Raw genomic sequence first — 16,568 nt, forward strand, 5'->3', positions numbered from 1 at the left:
ATTCCTTAAAGAGTTATCCCTTAATGAGTGGATACCGTATTGACTAGGTTATCGATTGCCGCCAGATGTTTTGCCTTTTCTGGCTCATCCAAAAAAGAAGCCGTGAAACTATTTTTGGCAAGTTGAACTATTTGTTGCTCGGTTAGGTTTAAAGCTGACTGAATCGCGAAAAAATTTTCGTTAAGATAACCACCAAAATAAGAAGGATCATCCGAATTAATCGTAATCAAAAGGCCTTTTTCGAGCATTGCAGGTAACGGATGAGTGTTGAGAGCATCAACGACGCATAGCTTTAAGTTTGAGAGGGGACAAACGGTCAACGCCATTTGGCTTTCGCTCAACCGCTTAACCAGCGCTTCGGATTCCATCGCGCGATTGCCATGATCGATTCGATCGACTTTCAGTAAATCTAAAGCTTCTTTGACATAGGAAGGAGGACCTTCTTCACCAGCATGCGCAACCAGCTTCAAGCCTAATTCTCTGGCTTGATTAAACACTTGTTCAAATTTTGATGGCGGGTGGCCTACTTCAGAAGAGTCGAGTCCGACCCCATCAATGCGATCAAGAAATGGTTTAGCTTGCTGTAAAGTGTCAATCGCTTCCGCCTCGCTTAAGTGACGTAGGAAACACATGATAGTCTTAAAGGTAATTCCCCATTTTTGCTGGCTGTCATTAAGGGCTCTATTGATGCCAGTAATAACGGTTTCAAATGCAATCCCTCGCTCGGTATGGCCTTGCGGGTCAAAAAAGATTTCGACATGACGAATATTTTGCTGATGGCACTTTTCTAAATAGGCGATAGTCAGATCATAAAAATCTTGCTCATTGATTAAGACGCTCATGCCGGCGTAGTAAATATCTAAAAAGTCCTGTAGTTGAGAGAAGTTATAGGCTTGTTGGATTTCCTCAACGCTGGTGTAAGGTAAGTCTACCTGATTGCGCTTGGCCAGTTTAAACATTAGTTCTGGCTCTAAAGACCCTTCAATATGTAGGTGTAATTCAGCTTTTGGTAGCTGCTCTATCAGTTTCTGAATGTTTGACATGATTAACTCACTGTAATCCAAGCAATGTCGAAAGTTTCAAGTTAACTTTTTGAATTAAATAAGGTTTTTAGGCCTACCGTCAGTTGCTCGAGCTTCCTAATTGGGGTGTTCTTTTTAAGATCCTGACAAAATGGTCAAGATTGCTGGGCATTGTATCTAAAATTGAATGTTATTTCTCTATAAAGGTGTATTTTTACGATTTTTTAACCCAGTTGAGTTAGGATCCACTTTTACCTTATTGCGCTTAACGATTGGATGAATTTGTGATGACAGTAAACATTCCAGAAACCTCAAGACTTAAATTTAAGTTTGTGACAGAACGAGATGCTGAGTTTTTGTTTGATTTGGACCAGGATCCCATGGTTATGAAGTTTATAAATGGCGGTATTAAACACTCTCGTGAACGGATCAATGAAGTGTTTCTACCACGAATCGCTAAGTTTGCTAATCAAGAAAAAGGCTGGGGGCTGTGGCAAGTGATTGAGAAAGTGACCGGTAAAGCGATTGGCTGGATTCTAGTGAGACCCAATTTGTTTTTTAGCGATAACCCAGAGTTTGATAACTTAGAGGTTGGCTGGCGATTTTTCCAGTCGTCGTGGGGAAAGGGGTATGCGACTGAAGCGGCCGAAGCTGTGATTGAAGTGGTGAGCAAATATGAAGAAGTCACCCGAATTTCCGCAATTGCGGTAGAAGAGAACCTCGCTTCAATTAATATCATGCGAAAGCTGGGAATGAAGTTTGTGAAGAAATATCTTCATAAGGATCCGTTAGGCGATAGCGAAGTTGTTTATTATGAGAAGACTGTCTGACATTAATAATGCGAGTGAAATAGGCTTTTAGAGTTTACGATACTGGAATAAAAACTCTTGGTAGGCTTCACCTGACTCAGTGGTGCCAAAGTAATAGGATTGAACTCTAAAACCAGGAAACATCTTAGAGATTTGTGAAGTCGTTAGTGGTTGGTTCGCGACTTCACCAGAAAACTCACTGCTAAATTTAACCAAGCAACTTTTTTCAATTTTAAACAGACATGGCTGAATCCCAATAGTATCGGTATACGGCAGGACCATATGTAAGAGAGCTCCATTGTCCATATGGCTAGTGAGTTTCTCAAACAGCCGTTCGGTTTCAGTTTCACTGATAAAGCAGAGCAGATCCCAAAATAATACTAAATCGAATTTAACCGAGTCGCGATAGTTGAAAACCTGGTTCCCTAGGTGTAAGGGTTGGCCAACCGCAACACTTTTTTCCCAAGTCATTGCAGCAAATAAGTCCTCTTCGATGCCAAGGTTGGCCAAGGATTCCAAGACTTTTATATTAGCAATTCTCGAGCTTCCACAATCAATAATACTATGCGTTTTGCTTTTACTAAACACCGCGAGTTGTTTGGTGAGGTTAGGAAGACTAATCGACTGATAGCTTTCATTGGACTCTGAACGAGCGATACCGGTTTGCCCATGAGCAATACTCGATTCAAAATGAACTGAGCCATTACTTTCTGATTGATGAACGAAAGTATACTCGACTAACCCTTTACCCTCAGACTGGTTATGTTTTAAGGTTTCTTTGAGGTTAAATTCTTTAAACTGCTGCAATAATTCGATCGTAGCGTGCGAGTAATTACTAATGTTTGATTCTGACTTTGATTGTATAACCTGATAACTAAAATCATCCTTTAAAATAAATAACAGTGGTTGTTCGGGTATTATGCCACTCGTGTGCCGTGTGGCATGAATGACTGTACCGGGTTTGAGCTTATCGGCAATCAGTTCAAACAGAATTGATATTTCTTCAATCGATAAATAATGAAATAAATCCCAGGTAAGTAGAATATCAACTTCGACATGGTCATTTAATATGACAAGGTGTTGTCTCAACGCCTCCTTAAAACAGAAGTCATCATCGATCTTTATTTCACTGAGAAACAAGGGAAGATCTTCAACATAGCATCGGCAGCGTTTTTTTATAAACGCACGAGTTGTCCCAGATGCAAATGCGCCCAGATCTAATATCACACTGTTGGGTGATATGATCTGCTGAAGCAAGTTAGTACTCGTCGAATTCAAACCCTGATTCATCGTTTTGGTGACTCACAACCATCGAGCTTTTGGTTTGTCTCAGGTGTTATTCGCTCGATGGTGATTCGTTAAATTGCGAGAAACTAGTCTTGTTTTTTATCTTTTTTGGCGTTTTGATTACTCATCGTCGAAGCGGCTGGTTCTGGCTTGTTGCTGGCCGACTTCTCCGGTAAGTGAGGATGAACAAGCTTCTCTTTAAACTTGTTGTGGCAATCTTTCTTTTCCTGCTCATTGTCGATCATATCCATTGAGCCGCGAAACTTACCGCCATCATCTAATTGAATTCTGGGTGCGATAAGATTACCTTTTACTTTGGCGGATTTTTTTATCGAAATAAGCTCGTCCGCCAGCACGTCGCCATTTAAATTCCCGTTAATAGTGATATTGTTAGCATGAACGTTTGCGTCGATAGTGCCTTGAGAACCAATCGTGAGATTATGACCCTCCATGATAATGGTTCCTTCCACGGTTCCTTCTATGTGGATATCTTCGGTGCCAATAAGTTCACCGCGAAACTTAATATTACCGCCGATAACAGATTGACTGGAAGAGGAAGGCTTGGCCTCTTGAATAGATGCTGGTTGAGCACTTGTTACGGTTTCTGCTTGGGGTTCGCTGTCATTGTTGTCACTTGTTGAGGTGAAGAACGGGTTGTCCGACGATTTGAGCTTCATTGTATACTCCAGAAATGTTAAGAAAGTGCGCGTTAATCAACATTCCTACTACCGATGTAAAAACTAATCTTGGGTCGAGCGGGATCAATTTCGTAGAGGAATTAGTCCTCCAAAATTACGTCATTGGGCAAGCAATAAAATCATAGAATCGCTAAATTGTGATGCGCATAACATTTTACTAGATCGCATATCCAAATTAGGTATGCACGGATTTTGGTCGACTGCTCAAAGGGGAGAACATCGGGTTTTCTGATGCGCGAATGTTGGCACGACTTAATGACTAATTGGTGCGGTGCAATCACTAAATTACGCGTTAAACCGTGAATCCCATCTAGCAATGAGCTCTATCTAGCAATGGGCTTACTGCTCGATGTATAAGTGTTGAGCGCTTTTGTGAGGAATGCTTCGTCATAAATACCGGCAATGAACTCTATTGTTTGTACCAGCAACTATCTAACTGGATATTGTAAAAATCTATAGCGAGGTCTGTAACTTTTGGGCGGTTAATTCTGTCTTTATGGTAAGTTTTGACATTGGCTTAGTTGAGGAATGGTTATGGCAGAGAAAATAGTGACTTATGTGTTAGCGTTGATTTTTATCTTATCGGGTGGTGCTAAAGTCGCCGGGCTCGAATTTGAAATAGTGGCATTTGAGCGGTGGGGGTATCCGCTTTGGTTTATGTATTTGACTGGGGTTGCTGAAGTGATTGGCGGAATAGCTTTAGCCACTAATATTCTTAGACAATTTGCGGCGCCAGCCTTGGCCGCACTGATGGTCGGCGCTATTAGTACGCACATTATGCATCAAGAATTTGGGATGTTAGTGGTTGCAAGTATCATTTTTGCGATGAGTGTTTATTTAACCAAAGTACTTTGGTCAAAAGAAAGCAAGTCAAATGAAGCCGCTACAGAGGTTGAAGCGACGGAAGGATAACCAGTTTGACTGTAGACTTTAAAAATTAATCATTAATCATGCTTTAAAGTAAAAAAATACAGGCGTGGTTCTTATGGGACACGCCTATAAAGGGGCAACTGTCAGCGGTAATCAACTGAATAGTTTTTGCTTGGTAAATTGTATCAACCAGTAAAAAAACAGGTTCATCTCCGCCTCTAATGGCAGTTAATATAAAACAAAAGTTCAGCAAAAGTATGTGAATAAATACATCGAAAAAAAGCGAAATTTTCCCCTTCGCCGCGAAATAAAACCGTTCAATTGACTTAAACTATTTAGCAATTTTGTAACCGAGTGATAAATTGAGAAAAACAAACAATTGCAGCTCGAAACTCTCAATTTAAACAGCTTATGGTTCATGATACGCAGTCTCTCAATAAAAAACGCCAAGATTTATCACGCTGGGATGAAATATGGATTTTTGGTTATGGTTCATTAATCTATAAAGTCGATTTTCCGTACTTAAAAAAATCCCCGGCCTTTATCGATAATTGGCAAAGACGCTTTTGGCAAGGTAGTCATGATCATCGCGGAACACCGGATAACCCCGGTAGAGTATTAACACTAGTCGAAGAAGAAAATACTTGTTGCTACGGAATGGCTTATCAAGTGACAGTTGAAGAGTTTGAGCATTTAGATCACCGGGAAAAAAACGGTTATCTTAGATTTGAGATTGATATGCACTTGGCGAATGGTGAAACGAAACTGGGCCTAGTATATATTGCACCGCAAGAAAATGAGGCCTATTTGGGACCCGCGTCAGAAAAAGAAATTGCAGCGCACATATTTAAGAGTCGTGGACCGAGTGGTGAAAACAGAGACTATGTTTTCAAACTAGCAGCAGCTTTGCGAGCTGCGAACGAAATTGACGAGCATGTGTTTCAAATTGAAAAGCATTTAATCGAGTTAGCGTCGCCTTTTAAATATCATTCTTGATCGACTAGAAATATTTTTGCGAGTTGCATTTGCTTGAAAAGTGACGAATAAATATCTCTCTAAAAGATATTTTGTTGGCTTAATCCAAATATATTCTCCCCATTAACTGTTAAATGTTGATTTTGTTGCGTTTTTGCCTTACTAATTAAGAGGTGTTTGAACAACTCAGTTCTGCGCTGGGGCAGTTAAACAGTTTGAGGCAGTAGGCAGGGACTGTCTTATTGGCAGAGAAGCCATCATGGACAAAAACGATTCTAATAATAAGGGAAACGGAGGAACTGCAAAAGGAAAGGGCAGTCGCTTCCGATCAAAATCGACAACTTTAAAGCCGATCATTCTATCGACTTTTCTCATCGTATTGCCTATTGCTTTGTATTGGTTTGTACAAATACAAAACCATCAAGAATATGAGCAAGATAAAATTTACCGAACACTCCGCGAGCTAGAGCTGCATATCTCAAAAGAGCTATCCGCTCTTGAAGGGTTAGAGAGAGTGCTTCCACTAGAATCGGTACTACCTGGAAAGCTTTATAAACAACAAAAAGATCGCAGAAACAAGTTACTCACTAACTTACACCCTTGTTCCGCCCTAATACTTGAAGATAGTGGTTTCAAGTCTCAACTCAAAATCGAAACAACGGTCTCAGGAACAAATTGCCGATGGAACAATGACACCAAGGAAGAAGTTTTACTGACATTTAAGGAGCTTAAAACATCATTCGATAGTGATAAGCAGTCTGTTATTGAAGATTTAAATGATTTGAACGACGAGAAAAGTGAAGGAATCAAAGATATCGCAAGTGATTTTAATTTTGATATCGAATCTCCGGCGCGATTGGGTAGTCTTTGCTTGGAAAATGCTATCGAAGATACAACTTGTACAGAGCTAAAAAAAATGAGTCGTGCCAGCTCCGCGGTTAAAGCCGCTGCGAGCTTTGCTGACATTTTGGCAAACGGGGTTGTCATCTACGAAGCCTGTGAAAGTGTTAATAGCGCATTGAGCAATTCTGGGGCTCAGACCGAAGCAAGCAAAACAAAGTCAAGTAAAAACGCCTACAAAAAGCATCGCACCTATTCCGACAAGCTTGTGTATGATTGTGAAGAATACCGAGATAATCTTGACAGTCTTTTTGAAGATTTTGTTGATACCATGAACATCAAAGCACCGAGGACAACTCAAGAAGTCAAATCGGTCGCCAACACAATAACCGAAATTATCGATGTTTTTTACGATACTTTAGAATTAGTCTCGACCCACCTAGTCGATTTGGAAGGTTCTTTGAAACAGAGAGTGGCGCCTTTTCAAAAAATATTAAAATCTTCCAACATGTGCGTTTTTATTTCCGCCGATCATAGCAGTATTAGCTTTGACAAAGTGAGCGTCATTAACCGCGGCGAGTTTTACACCAAGTTTAGCTCCGATATAGCGAGTTGTAGTGCAGTGCTAGAAGGTAAAAATATTATAATTATTAAAAAGTCACTCAAAGATTATTCAACAACTGCTTCGCTCGTTGATAGTCGCTCGCAGACTAGAACTAGCTCACGGAGAGCATTGTCTCGCAGTAATCGAACAGATAAGCCGGAAGAATCCAATGTTGTCTGGCTTGCTGTTGGTGTTGATAGTATTTTAAAGCGCTACCGAAGAACTTTAACTTACATGGAAGATATCTTTTTAATCGATAACTCTGGCGAAGTGTTTGCCAGCTTTCTTGGCGCGAATAAAAATTCTGCGACGAATACTTCTGACTATCGAATCCTTAATTTAAAACCGCTGCTTAACGAGGCAATTGAAAACAACAAAGCCAAGACTCCTGAGAGTGAAAAGCACATTCTCGGCAAGGTTGAGTTAAATGAAATCGGCCATTCTGCTAATCAGGGTAGAGCCATTGACCCCGCCTGGTCTTATCAAGCGTCGTTAATAGTGGAAGGGGCTGAGTATCATGCAATGGTAAAGCCGACTTCAATTAGTCTTCGAGACTCGAAAAGCGTGTATAAAAAGAACAAATTATTACTCGTAGGGTTAAAGAAACCCAACCAAATTAACTTGATGACAGAACGGCTTTCACCACTATTCCACTTCACGGTGTTGTTTCTTGCTTTGTTACTTTTGCTAACTATGCCGGTTTTACATGTCATACTGACTCGCAAACATAATTCCTACTCTGCTTTTTCAGTTGGACTATTTAAAGTCGCCGTTTCATTGTCCGTCATTGTAACCTTCTCAAGTTTTAGCGGTTATTTCACCATGCTCAAGCATAACTTATACAGTGCAGAGTTATTAGACAAAACCGCGGATAAGCTTCTAGATGATTGGCAAAAAGAACGTAATGCGGCAATCAAGTTTATGAAATCAGTCGAGCATTGCGTGTTTAAGCCAGTTCAAAACGATATACCACAAGAAGCAAACTGTCCCGAATATTTCAAACCGAGCAATCTTCTCTTTTATAAAGAGTATGAACAAATCAATGGTAATGATGGTAACTTCGCGTCGAGAACAGAAGGGGTTGATAGTTACGTCTACAGACAGAAAGGCGGTTTGCCGATGCTTGGCTTGGTTTTTTATACCGATGAAAATGGCATTAAGGAAAAACCTGATTGGATGGCGCGTGACTATGTACCTGTGAGAAACAAGAAAGTTAATCTATCTCAGAGAAACTACTTTAAAACACATCGAAATCAATTGGCATGGAAATTCTCGGCTAATGACAAAAAGCCTCAGCAAGAGAACACTAGCCAAGAGATGAGCAAATCACAGGTTCATCAGGATTATTTTGTCGAGCGTATTTACAACTATATCGATGGTCGAAAAATTACCCAACTTTCAATCCCGCGGACAGTAAAAAATACTCAAGAAAACACCGGTGGCTTTAATGGAATCGTCTCTGGTGAAATAATGGCGCTGACATTAGAAAGTCCAATTTTACCACCTGCCATGCGTTATGCTGTTGTCGAAAAAAGCTCCGGTCAAGTACTTTTTCATTCGGAAAAAGAAAAAGTGCTGGTAGAGAATTTTTATGACGAAATGGACGACACCGATCTTGCTCATGCAATAAGACTGAATAGCGAATCCTTAGAAATGATCGTTTATCGAAGTAAAAAAGTTGTCGCCTATTCGAGACCAATTCCAAATACAAACTGGTCGCTCATTTTACTTTATGACTCTTCGGTTGCTCATGGCGTTGTCAACGAAGTTGCAATTAGCGTTATGATCGTATTGGTGATTTTAGCTGTTTTAGCATGTGCGATTACTTACGGGCTTAATCTGATTTTTAATAATGTACAAGCTTACTTAGAAAAAACTAAAGTTAAAAAGATAAAAGCTATCCGGTTTGAAATGACGACTCAACGATATGCACTCATTGTCGTCATTACCGCGATTATTTTTGCACTTGTTTATAATTTGCTAGCTACGGGGAGCGGATTAATCTTTGTATTAGCTTACCTAGTACTCAATTTTTTATTGAGTACGCGCTGTCTGATTACGAATGAAGACAAAAAAGTTAAAGCCGGAAATTGGTTGCGAACTCGCCCTGAATATTTAACCCTATTTTTAGTCACGCTGCTGGCTTTGCCATCTTTAACCATGTTTATTCGGTGGTACAATATCTCGACACATCAGTTGCAGGCATATAATTACTTCCAAATTCAGCAAAAACTCAATGAGAGAAAAGCCTACCTGGAAAACTATCGGAATGTTTTTTGGTACGAAAATGATCAAGATAAGCAAACAAGATGGCTCAATGCTGAACAGCAACGCTTGGGAATGTTTGCTGAATACCAAGTTAATAAATCTAACCAGTCACCGGGCCAAAATTTAAATCAACCGCAAGTCGAAGTTACTTATGATGCTTCAAAAATTTTGGCTTACTCTCGCGTTAAGCCGGCGCAAGAAACTAGCACAAATGTTGTTTCATCCAGTGATGATTCATTTTCAGTTTTTTCTACAGAGTTCAATCCTTCGGATAAAACCAATCAATTTTTGCTCAACAATACAGCAACATGTTTAGCGCATGTAGAGAAAGATGATGAGACACATCAGCAATGGCGTTCGATACCGCCATTAGGTCAGCTCGCGATGCTGGCGTATCATATTGATGGCCAACATTGTGCGCAATACAACCCGGCTCATGGAGAACAATCCATTGATAGCTTAAATAAGTTGATAATTCGGATTAATAACCAGCTATTAGGTGATGTTTTAAGCCCTGAAATAGCAGAGACTGATCATCATGATGCGGGTCATCGAGTCACCCGGTTAAAGATGTCAGAAAGCTTAATGTACTTGTTCATGGTTGGTCTGATTGTGATGATTTATATTTACACTCGTCGATTAATCTCGGGAGTATGGACGAAAGACTGGTTATCTCAAGCTTATTACTCGAGCAAAAAGTCACATCAATTTTCTTATCCTAAACACCGGTTGTTTATCAGTCCTGAAGTGGGCTTTGTTGAAGAACTGATGAAATTGCTAAACGATAACGGTGAAAAACATGATTCTTCTGAGATAACCGCAGCGAATTTAAATGGAGTCTGTCATGCCGTTAAGGAATCGAATGGAAAAGCGATAAGGGTTTATTTAAATGTTGATTTGGTTGCGATGGATTATGCGCAGCGTAAACAACTACTCATCGAGTTGGAAAGTCAGTTGTGTCGAAGTGAGTCCATCATTTGGATGACAGCCGATATTTCACCGCTATATCGACTGATGAAATCAAGAGCTTACCCAAAAGCTAATGAAGCATCTGATATATCACAAGCGGAAGTATTACGTTGGGCGAATCTGTTTAGTAAGTTCTATAAAGATTATCATAATGGTCGTAGGGATAAACTGAACGAACTGTTCGCTAACCCTAATCCAACTCAAAAGGATCCTCGAATTCCGAAAAACCTAGAAGCTGAGTTTAATGGCTTTTATCCCGATTTGAGGTGGATATGGAACGTTTCTCTGAGTACCAATGAAAAAACTAAAACGCTAGCGAAAGCAGCTGAAGTCTGCTCCATATATGCTGGTCCTTATTATCGATTCAAATGGGAGTCTTGTACACGCGATGAAAGACTCGTGTTATATCAAGTTGCGACGGGACGATATCCATCACCTAAAAATAACGACGTTATCGAACATCTTTTACGCAGAGGGTACTTACACGCCGACCCATTTTTACAGGTTGCCAATAAAAGTTTCCAAAGCTTTATTTTAAATGCTGAGTTACAAGACACTTTTGACGAATGGGAAGATGAAGCAGAGAAGAGTAGCTGGCAACAAATTCGAATCTATGTCGGGGTACTAATTTTACTAATCTTGGCATGGTTAGCTTATACTTCTCAAGATACCTATCAACAGATCGCCTATCTAGTTGGTTCTTTGTTGACCGTTTTTACAGCGTTAACACAAGGAGCAAACCTGCTTAATTTAGGCGGCGCAAAAGATGGCGAGTAAGAAAGTCTAGAGTAATATCTGCTCGCCGTTTGCTAAAACACGATAAATTTTTTCATGTTTTATCAATAGTCCCTCAGAGCTTCGAAATGGAAAACTATTTCGATAGTCTTTTGGGTGGGCAACATCAATCGCGATAACCTGACCATCAAACTGTTTGTTAACTTTTGATTGAATTGTGTGACCGACAATAACGGCTTTCGCGTTGAAAGCTTCCAAGGTTTTTCTGACATCCTGGGCATCAATATCTGATTTGAAGTAGCCACGATACCAAGAGGGACCTGTGGTTGTTGATGTCAGAAATTGTGTCTTATTTTTTTCTCCTTGAGGAAAGTAGAGCTTTCGATAGTTGTTTCTGACAATCTGATTAATTTCTTCGATAGAAGTCGTAAATTGAGGTGTTTTGGGGTGAATGCCACCATGGACAAATAGATAGCCATTAATCAGTTCTACGGTATTTTTATGGCTCATCCAGCGACCAATGAATGAGTTTTCTCCATAGAGTTCATGTTGTTGTTTATCTAAAATTCCAGCGACATGAAAATATTTTTCTTTTGCTTTTTTGAAGTTGCCTTGGAGGTTTTTGATTTCGTGGTTGCCTAAAATAAAGTGAACAAGACCGCCATGTTGTTTAGCTTGTTGTTCGAGTTTATAGATAAACCACAATACTTGCGTGGTGGAAAAGCCGCGATCAACAAAATCTCCAACAAGTACCAGGTGACCTTTCCCAAAGGTCCATTCTAGCTGATCATTGATGACTTTATTAGCAATTAAAAAATCTCTGAATGTTTTAAATCCACTTTCAATATCAGAGATTGCAAGAATTGGAGCGTTATCGTTATAAACAGCCGCAGGGATTTTAAAATTAGCGTCCAATTGAAATTCGAATGCATTATTTTCCAACGCAAAATGAGTTTTAGCGTTTGGTTTAGATTCGATAGAAAAAGTTTCTGAGTCGACGTAGAAGCCTTCATCTCGATCGCCTCTGATGTAATTAATTTTTAAGGTTTGATCTTGGATGAATACATGAGGACCTTCCCCCGCTAATTTTACCGCTAGTGGATTATCACCGAAGTGTGCAGACGCGCCTATGCTGATACCGAAAATGATAGCTGAAGTTAACAACAACAGGCAGCTGATGACAAAGTGTTTAGAGAACGTCATTAACTCTTTTTTCATGATTTAAAGTCCTTGTTTGAAAATTGGCGTTGTATGTTATTCGGGAATATATAACAAGCTACCTTGCAACACAAGGTAGTAGGTGTAAAAATATTGGGCTTTAATTGGTTAGGATGGTCGATTAACGCGCGATAAATCGTGATATGATTTTGAGTAGAAAGGTAAAAAGAGAACTAAATCAACAGGTTAGGTATAGATTGATGATTAAACGTTTTTTAGACGCGCATTTCCAGACGCTGTCACAGGATACAACAGTCAACTGGTTTTTCGGATTGCGCTTACGGTCGGCGAAGGTCTACAGGTTTGTTTATTCTATAGGTCTGGTTATAGACGAGCGACTATTGTTTGTAAGCAATGACGGTAGAGCCCAGGCATTCTTCTAAGGATTGTATTTTTTTGAGCTGCTCGTCGGTAAGCTCGGCAATTTCTGGTTCCTCGTAAGCGACCAAAGTAGTACCAAGCTCCTTCTCTAGTGCTTGCAAGGCGGCGAGTGCCGGTTTATCCAGGTGGGCTGGCTGAGAGTAGTTGATGGTCATAGTAATCTCGCTTTCAAAGGTCGTTGGTTGAATGATAAGCATAGCAAAATAAAAAACCATTTGGGTGTTGAAATCTCCTTTCGATATATCGAAATTGATCAAAATTTAGACGGAATTTGGCGAGATGGGGTCCATCAATTCGCCCTTTGTCGAGCAATAGCGTATCAATTGAAACATCAATAGAGGCAAAAAATCGGTGCTATCGTAGCCTGTCGGTGAAGTTGTTTAATGCGAGGTAAAAAAGTGGGGCTCAATACGGAGAATAACAGTCGCTTAAGTCGCCTGGGCTAATATTTATTAAGTGACAAGATGTCCTGAGTTACAATACGCTTAGAAGATTAAGACTGAAGCATTCTAGTCAACCAAAATCCCATGTTTTAAGGAAGATGTGTTAACCATTAAATATTGATGAAACCCATTATTGATAAGAAATTAGCAGAAAAGTTCGAAAGCTATCCTGATTTTGTCAAATCGCAGATGTATGCGCTACGTGAACTTATCATCGAAACGGCAGTTGATTGCGACAAATTTGAAGCGTTTGAAGAGTCGCTTAAATGGGGTGAGCCGAGTTTTGTTACTCAATATGGCAGTCCAATTAGAATCGACTGGAAGTCGAAGCGAGCGAACGAATATGCGATGTATTTTCATTGTCAGACTAAATTAGTCGATACTTTTAAAGAACTTTATGGCGAAAACCTAAAATTAGAAGGTAATCGCGCGATGATATTTACGGTTGATGCAGTGATCCCAAAAAAAGAACTTAAGCATTGTATTTCACTCGCATTTGATTACCATCGTTTAAAACACTTACCGCTGTTAGGTGCATAATAAAAATCAGAACAAAGGATTCAGAACAAAGGATTCAGAACAAAGGATTCAGAACAAAGAATAAAGAACAAAGGATAAATCGTTGAACGTTGGAATTTATATCTATGAAAATGCCGAAGTTTTGGATTTTGCGGGTCCATTCGAAGTTTTTGCTACCGCGAGCCGTTTTTCTGTACCTGAGAACTTTTTTAATGTGTTTTTGGTTGCAGAAACCAAATCACCGCTAAACGCCAGAGCGGGTTTTAGTTTAAATCCCCACTATGATTTTAACTCACATCCACCAATTGATGTTTTGATAGTTGTGGGTGGCGTTCATTCCCAACAACTCGAAAAACGGAGTGTACTAGAGTGGGTTGCTAGTCGTGCAGCGTCGGCAAAAATTACCGCATCCGTATGTACAGGTGCTTTTATATTGGCAGCGGCGAATGTGCTGACTAATCAGCGAGTAACAACTCACTGGGATGATATCGAGGAGTTGAAAAGCGCTTTTCCAAACCTTAATGTCATTGAATCGCAGCGTTGGGTTGATGAAGGGAGTATTGTTACTTCTGCGGGAATCTCTGCGGGTATTGACATGAGTCTATATCTGGTCGCTAAATTAGTGGATAAGTCACTCGCAATTCAGACCGCCAGAACTATGGAGTTTGAGTGGTCCCAAGCTTGTTAGTGACCCAGTAAAAAGCATACCATCAAGGGCGTTAAAAAAGCCTAAAAAATCATCAACAAGTTTTTTTACAACGATCGTCGACAAGGCTATTGGAAGGAGTATTGGTAGAGCTAATGTCTGAAGTTCAAATAATGAGATACCTGATAACTTGTACATGGTTGTATCAGGGAATCTTTCCGAAATTAGTGCACATTGCCCCCCTCGAATGGTTGATTTCCGGAAGTTTAGGTTTCGATGACGCAACAACCGTTCTTTTTATAAAAATTTCAGGGATATTAGAGTGTCTCTGGGCGCTGGTATTTTTTAAACTTTATCAATACCTGCAAGTCCTTTGGTTGAATATTCTAGCGCTAGTTGGACTATTCGCTGCGGTCGTTATTCTTCAGCCTAGTCTCCTTATCGAAGCTTTTAACCCCGTCACAACCAACGCTTTGCTCATCGGTATGACATTGGTACTTATGCGATCTCTGGCTAAAAGCAACCAATTGAAACAAGTTTAATTGAAAACTTTTGCCCAAGAATTACTCGATATCTTCCAAAGCCATCAAAAATGATGAATTAAACCAGGTGAGTATGCGCTTTTGTATTATAACGTGGTTTAATTCACCCTTTTCAAACTATCGCAAAATAGGATATTATCGATTACGGTCAAAGCTTGGCTTGATTTGCCGACAATTCATTTGTTCAAGGAAATAGATAAATGTGACCTGTTTGAAATAAGAATTGGTCTACGGAAATAACCGTGAATCAATAATCACAATCCATTAATGAATAGTTAACGAACAGAAGGGAAGCTGTGATAAAGATTACTCAATGCCAACCCCCAAAAGATAGCTTGCTAACTGCTTATCACGCTCGCGGTTGCTATACCGATTGCTTCACCACTGTATTGGATGCTGAGGTTTCGGCTGAAGATTATATCCTTGCCTTTTATACGACTTTTATTTTTAAGATTGAACGCGCTATTCTCAAGCTTTTCTTAGCAAAGCCCTCATCCGATAAGCAGGCAAAGCTTTTAGCGAAAAAGGAAATCGATCAGTTTGCGGCATGGCATGTAGAAGGTCGAACCACTGATCAAATATTATTATGTGACTTTCAACAGAAAACGCGTTCTTGGTTGAAAGTAGAGGGCATCGAATATGATGGAAAACGCAGTACACGGCTTTATTTTGGTTCGGCGGTAGTACCAGATAGAAAACTGGCCAATGGTGAATATACATTGAGTTTAGGCGTAAAATTTTTACTCGGTTTCCACAAATGGTATTCAAGAATTTTATTAGCATCGGCTAAGCGCCGGTTGCAAAAAGTGTCTGTTGACTCGTCAATTTAGTTCTGTTTGGTTCGTTGTAGGACAATCTACTATAAATGCCATTTTTCTTTTAGGGCTTCAATTTTGCCCGCTTTAGCGAGTGTATGAAATGCCTTTTCAATTTTTAAAATCAATCTAGGATCGCTACCTTTACTCAATGCAATGTAAAAATCGTTTCGTGAGTTATCCGGTGTATAGATGGGCTTTAAGTCTTTTTCTGAGTAACCGCCAAACTTGATTTTTGGTTCGCGTGCCGATGGCGCTTTAAGCATAAGATCGGCCCGATTTCGCGCAATCAGTTTGTAGCCTTCATCAAGGGCGAAGGTTCGCTCAACGTTAGGAAAAGGGTGCTTGTTAATGTATTGTTCCATCGCCGAGTTTTTAGTCACCACAATTCGGTATTGGTAGAGCTGGTCAAATGACTCTACCGGTTGAATGGTTTGGTTCGATTTCAATGCGAAAAAGGTGAAATATTCGCTATTAACCTTTCCAATCCAGAAAAAGTGATTTTCTCTTTGGGGGGTTCGAGATAACGAGAGAATCAGCGTATTTTTTTCTTTTAATGCTATGTTATAAGCTCTTACCCAGGGATAAAATTCGATTTCTTGTGAGGGAAGGCCCGCTTCCGCAAATAACTTGTCGAGTAAATCAATGACAAATCCTTGTGGTTTGTTTGATTGATCTAAGAACTGATAGGGCTCCCATACTTCGCTCACAATTCGCAGCTTTTGTGCTGCTTCTTTTGCATAATTGTTGGGCGAGACAATTAACCCGACTAATCCAAGCATCACAGTTATACAGCGCCGCATGTGCTTAACATTAAGCATACATTGGTTTAATTTTTTGAGCACGCTAGTCATCGGGGGGCGCTGTTATTACTCTCTCGAACGAATAACTCAAAAGTATCATTTGAACGTTAATTCTGCTAGTCAA

General features: G+C 39.9%; 14 protein-coding genes. 8 read left to right on the top strand and 6 right to left on the bottom strand.

Annotation, left to right across the window (positions count from 1 at the left end; translation table 11 throughout):
• Window positions 1–20: 20 nt before the first annotated feature.
• The gene (locus tag FLL45_RS01940) at window positions 21–1,043 is read right to left on the bottom strand and encodes an adenosine deaminase (protein ID WP_142888102.1); all 1,023 of its coding nucleotides are present in this window, start codon (window positions 1,041–1,043) and stop codon (window positions 21–23) included.
• Between the two features lie 266 nt (window positions 1,044–1,309).
• Here FLL45_RS01940 and FLL45_RS01945 point away from each other — a divergent pair, with 266 nt between their 5' ends.
• Window positions 1,310–1,852 (top strand): GNAT family N-acetyltransferase, encoded by a 543-nt coding sequence (locus FLL45_RS01945; RefSeq protein WP_142888103.1) that lies wholly within the window; start codon window positions 1,310–1,312, stop codon window positions 1,850–1,852.
• A 27-nt stretch (window positions 1,853–1,879) separates the two neighbouring features.
• Here the strand turns inward: FLL45_RS01945 and FLL45_RS01950 are convergent, their stop codons facing one another.
• The gene (locus FLL45_RS01950; protein ID WP_142888104.1) at window positions 1,880–3,088 is read right to left on the bottom strand and encodes a hypothetical protein; all 1,209 of its coding nucleotides are present in this window, start codon (window positions 3,086–3,088) and stop codon (window positions 1,880–1,882) included.
• Window positions 3,089–3,204: 116 nt separating this feature from the next.
• Window positions 3,205–3,795: a bactofilin family protein gene (locus FLL45_RS01955; RefSeq protein ID WP_142888105.1), complete on the bottom strand. Its 591-nt coding sequence runs from the start codon at window positions 3,793–3,795 to the stop codon at window positions 3,205–3,207.
• Between the two features lie 555 nt (window positions 3,796–4,350).
• Between FLL45_RS01955 and FLL45_RS01960 the strand changes: the two genes are divergently transcribed.
• The 3 genes from FLL45_RS01960 (at window position 4,351) to FLL45_RS01970 (ending at window position 11,119) form a co-directional block, all read left to right on the top strand.
• Window positions 4,351–4,728 (top strand): DoxX family protein, encoded by a 378-nt coding sequence (locus FLL45_RS01960; protein WP_142888106.1) that lies wholly within the window; start codon window positions 4,351–4,353, stop codon window positions 4,726–4,728.
• A gap of 369 nt (window positions 4,729–5,097) precedes the next feature.
• The gene (locus FLL45_RS01965; protein ID WP_142888107.1) at window positions 5,098–5,682 is read left to right on the top strand and encodes a gamma-glutamylcyclotransferase; all 585 of its coding nucleotides are present in this window, start codon (window positions 5,098–5,100) and stop codon (window positions 5,680–5,682) included.
• 238 nt (window positions 5,683–5,920) lie between these two features.
• The gene (locus FLL45_RS01970; protein WP_142888108.1) at window positions 5,921–11,119 is read left to right on the top strand and encodes a hypothetical protein; all 5,199 of its coding nucleotides are present in this window, start codon (window positions 5,921–5,923) and stop codon (window positions 11,117–11,119) included.
• Window positions 11,120–11,125: 6 nt separating this feature from the next.
• On the opposite strand, the gene FLL45_RS01975 is transcribed toward FLL45_RS01970, so the two are convergent.
• Together FLL45_RS01975 and FLL45_RS01980 are read right to left on the bottom strand one after the other, a co-directional pair.
• Complete coding sequence (locus FLL45_RS01975) at window positions 11,126–12,295, bottom strand: metallophosphoesterase (protein WP_142888109.1); 1,170 nt, start codon at window positions 12,293–12,295, stop codon at window positions 11,126–11,128.
• 338 nt (window positions 12,296–12,633) lie between these two features.
• Window positions 12,634–12,831, bottom strand: coding sequence for a hypothetical protein (locus tag FLL45_RS01980; protein ID WP_142888110.1), 198 nt, complete (start codon window positions 12,829–12,831; stop codon window positions 12,634–12,636).
• A gap of 408 nt (window positions 12,832–13,239) precedes the next feature.
• Here FLL45_RS01980 and FLL45_RS01985 point away from each other — a divergent pair, with 408 nt between their 5' ends.
• The 4 genes from FLL45_RS01985 to FLL45_RS02000 all read left to right on the top strand — a co-directional run bounded on the left by FLL45_RS01985 (window position 13,240) and on the right by FLL45_RS02000 (window position 15,656).
• Window positions 13,240–13,659 carry a DUF1801 domain-containing protein gene (locus tag FLL45_RS01985; RefSeq protein ID WP_210247090.1) on the top strand — a complete coding sequence of 140 codons (420 nt, stop codon included), beginning with the start codon at window positions 13,240–13,242 and terminating at the stop codon, window positions 13,657–13,659.
• An 82-nt stretch (window positions 13,660–13,741) separates the two neighbouring features.
• Complete coding sequence (locus FLL45_RS01990; RefSeq protein ID WP_142888111.1) at window positions 13,742–14,326, top strand: DJ-1/PfpI family protein; 585 nt, start codon at window positions 13,742–13,744, stop codon at window positions 14,324–14,326.
• 113 nt (window positions 14,327–14,439) lie between these two features.
• A complete protein-coding gene (locus FLL45_RS01995; RefSeq protein ID WP_142888112.1) occupies window positions 14,440–14,826 on the top strand; it encodes a DoxX-like family protein in 387 nt (128 codons plus the stop codon).
• 296 nt (window positions 14,827–15,122) lie between these two features.
• On the top strand, window positions 15,123–15,656 hold the full coding sequence (locus FLL45_RS02000; protein ID WP_210247091.1) for a hypothetical protein: 534 nt from the start codon (window positions 15,123–15,125) through the stop codon (window positions 15,654–15,656).
• Window positions 15,657–15,685: 29 nt separating this feature from the next.
• Here FLL45_RS02000 and FLL45_RS02005 read toward each other — a convergent pair whose 3' ends face one another.
• Window positions 15,686–16,486, bottom strand: coding sequence for a substrate-binding periplasmic protein (locus tag FLL45_RS02005; protein WP_185964288.1), 801 nt, complete (start codon window positions 16,484–16,486; stop codon window positions 15,686–15,688).
• Window positions 16,487–16,568 lie beyond the last annotated feature (82 nt).

The sequence above is a fragment of the Aliikangiella marina genome, from assembly GCF_007004765.1.
Lineage (GTDB): Bacteria > Pseudomonadota > Gammaproteobacteria > Enterobacterales > Kangiellaceae > Aliikangiella > Aliikangiella marina.

What these genes read in the sequence shown, in the direction of transcription:
- FLL45_RS01940 (WP_142888102.1), bottom strand. Translation starts at nt 1,043, where the DNA reads ATGTCAAACATTCAGAAACTGATAGAGCAGCTACCAAAAGCTGAATTA.
- FLL45_RS01945 (WP_142888103.1), top strand. Translation starts at nt 1,310, where the DNA reads ATGACAGTAAACATTCCAGAAACCTCAAGACTTAAATTTAAGTTTGTG.
- FLL45_RS01955 (WP_142888105.1), bottom strand. Translation starts at nt 3,795, where the DNA reads ATGAAGCTCAAATCGTCGGACAACCCGTTCTTCACCTCAACAAGTGAC.
- FLL45_RS01960 (WP_142888106.1), top strand. Translation starts at nt 4,351, where the DNA reads ATGGCAGAGAAAATAGTGACTTATGTGTTAGCGTTGATTTTTATCTTA.
- FLL45_RS01965 (WP_142888107.1), top strand. Translation starts at nt 5,098, where the DNA reads ATGGTTCATGATACGCAGTCTCTCAATAAAAAACGCCAAGATTTATCA.
- FLL45_RS01970 (WP_142888108.1), top strand. Translation starts at nt 5,921, where the DNA reads ATGGACAAAAACGATTCTAATAATAAGGGAAACGGAGGAACTGCAAAA.
- FLL45_RS01975 (WP_142888109.1), bottom strand. Translation starts at nt 12,295, where the DNA reads ATGAAAAAAGAGTTAATGACGTTCTCTAAACACTTTGTCATCAGCTGC.
- FLL45_RS01980 (WP_142888110.1), bottom strand. Translation starts at nt 12,831, where the DNA reads ATGACCATCAACTACTCTCAGCCAGCCCACCTGGATAAACCGGCACTC.
- FLL45_RS01985 (WP_210247090.1), top strand. Translation starts at nt 13,240, where the DNA reads ATGAAACCCATTATTGATAAGAAATTAGCAGAAAAGTTCGAAAGCTAT.
- FLL45_RS01995 (WP_142888112.1), top strand. Translation starts at nt 14,440, where the DNA reads ATGTCTGAAGTTCAAATAATGAGATACCTGATAACTTGTACATGGTTG.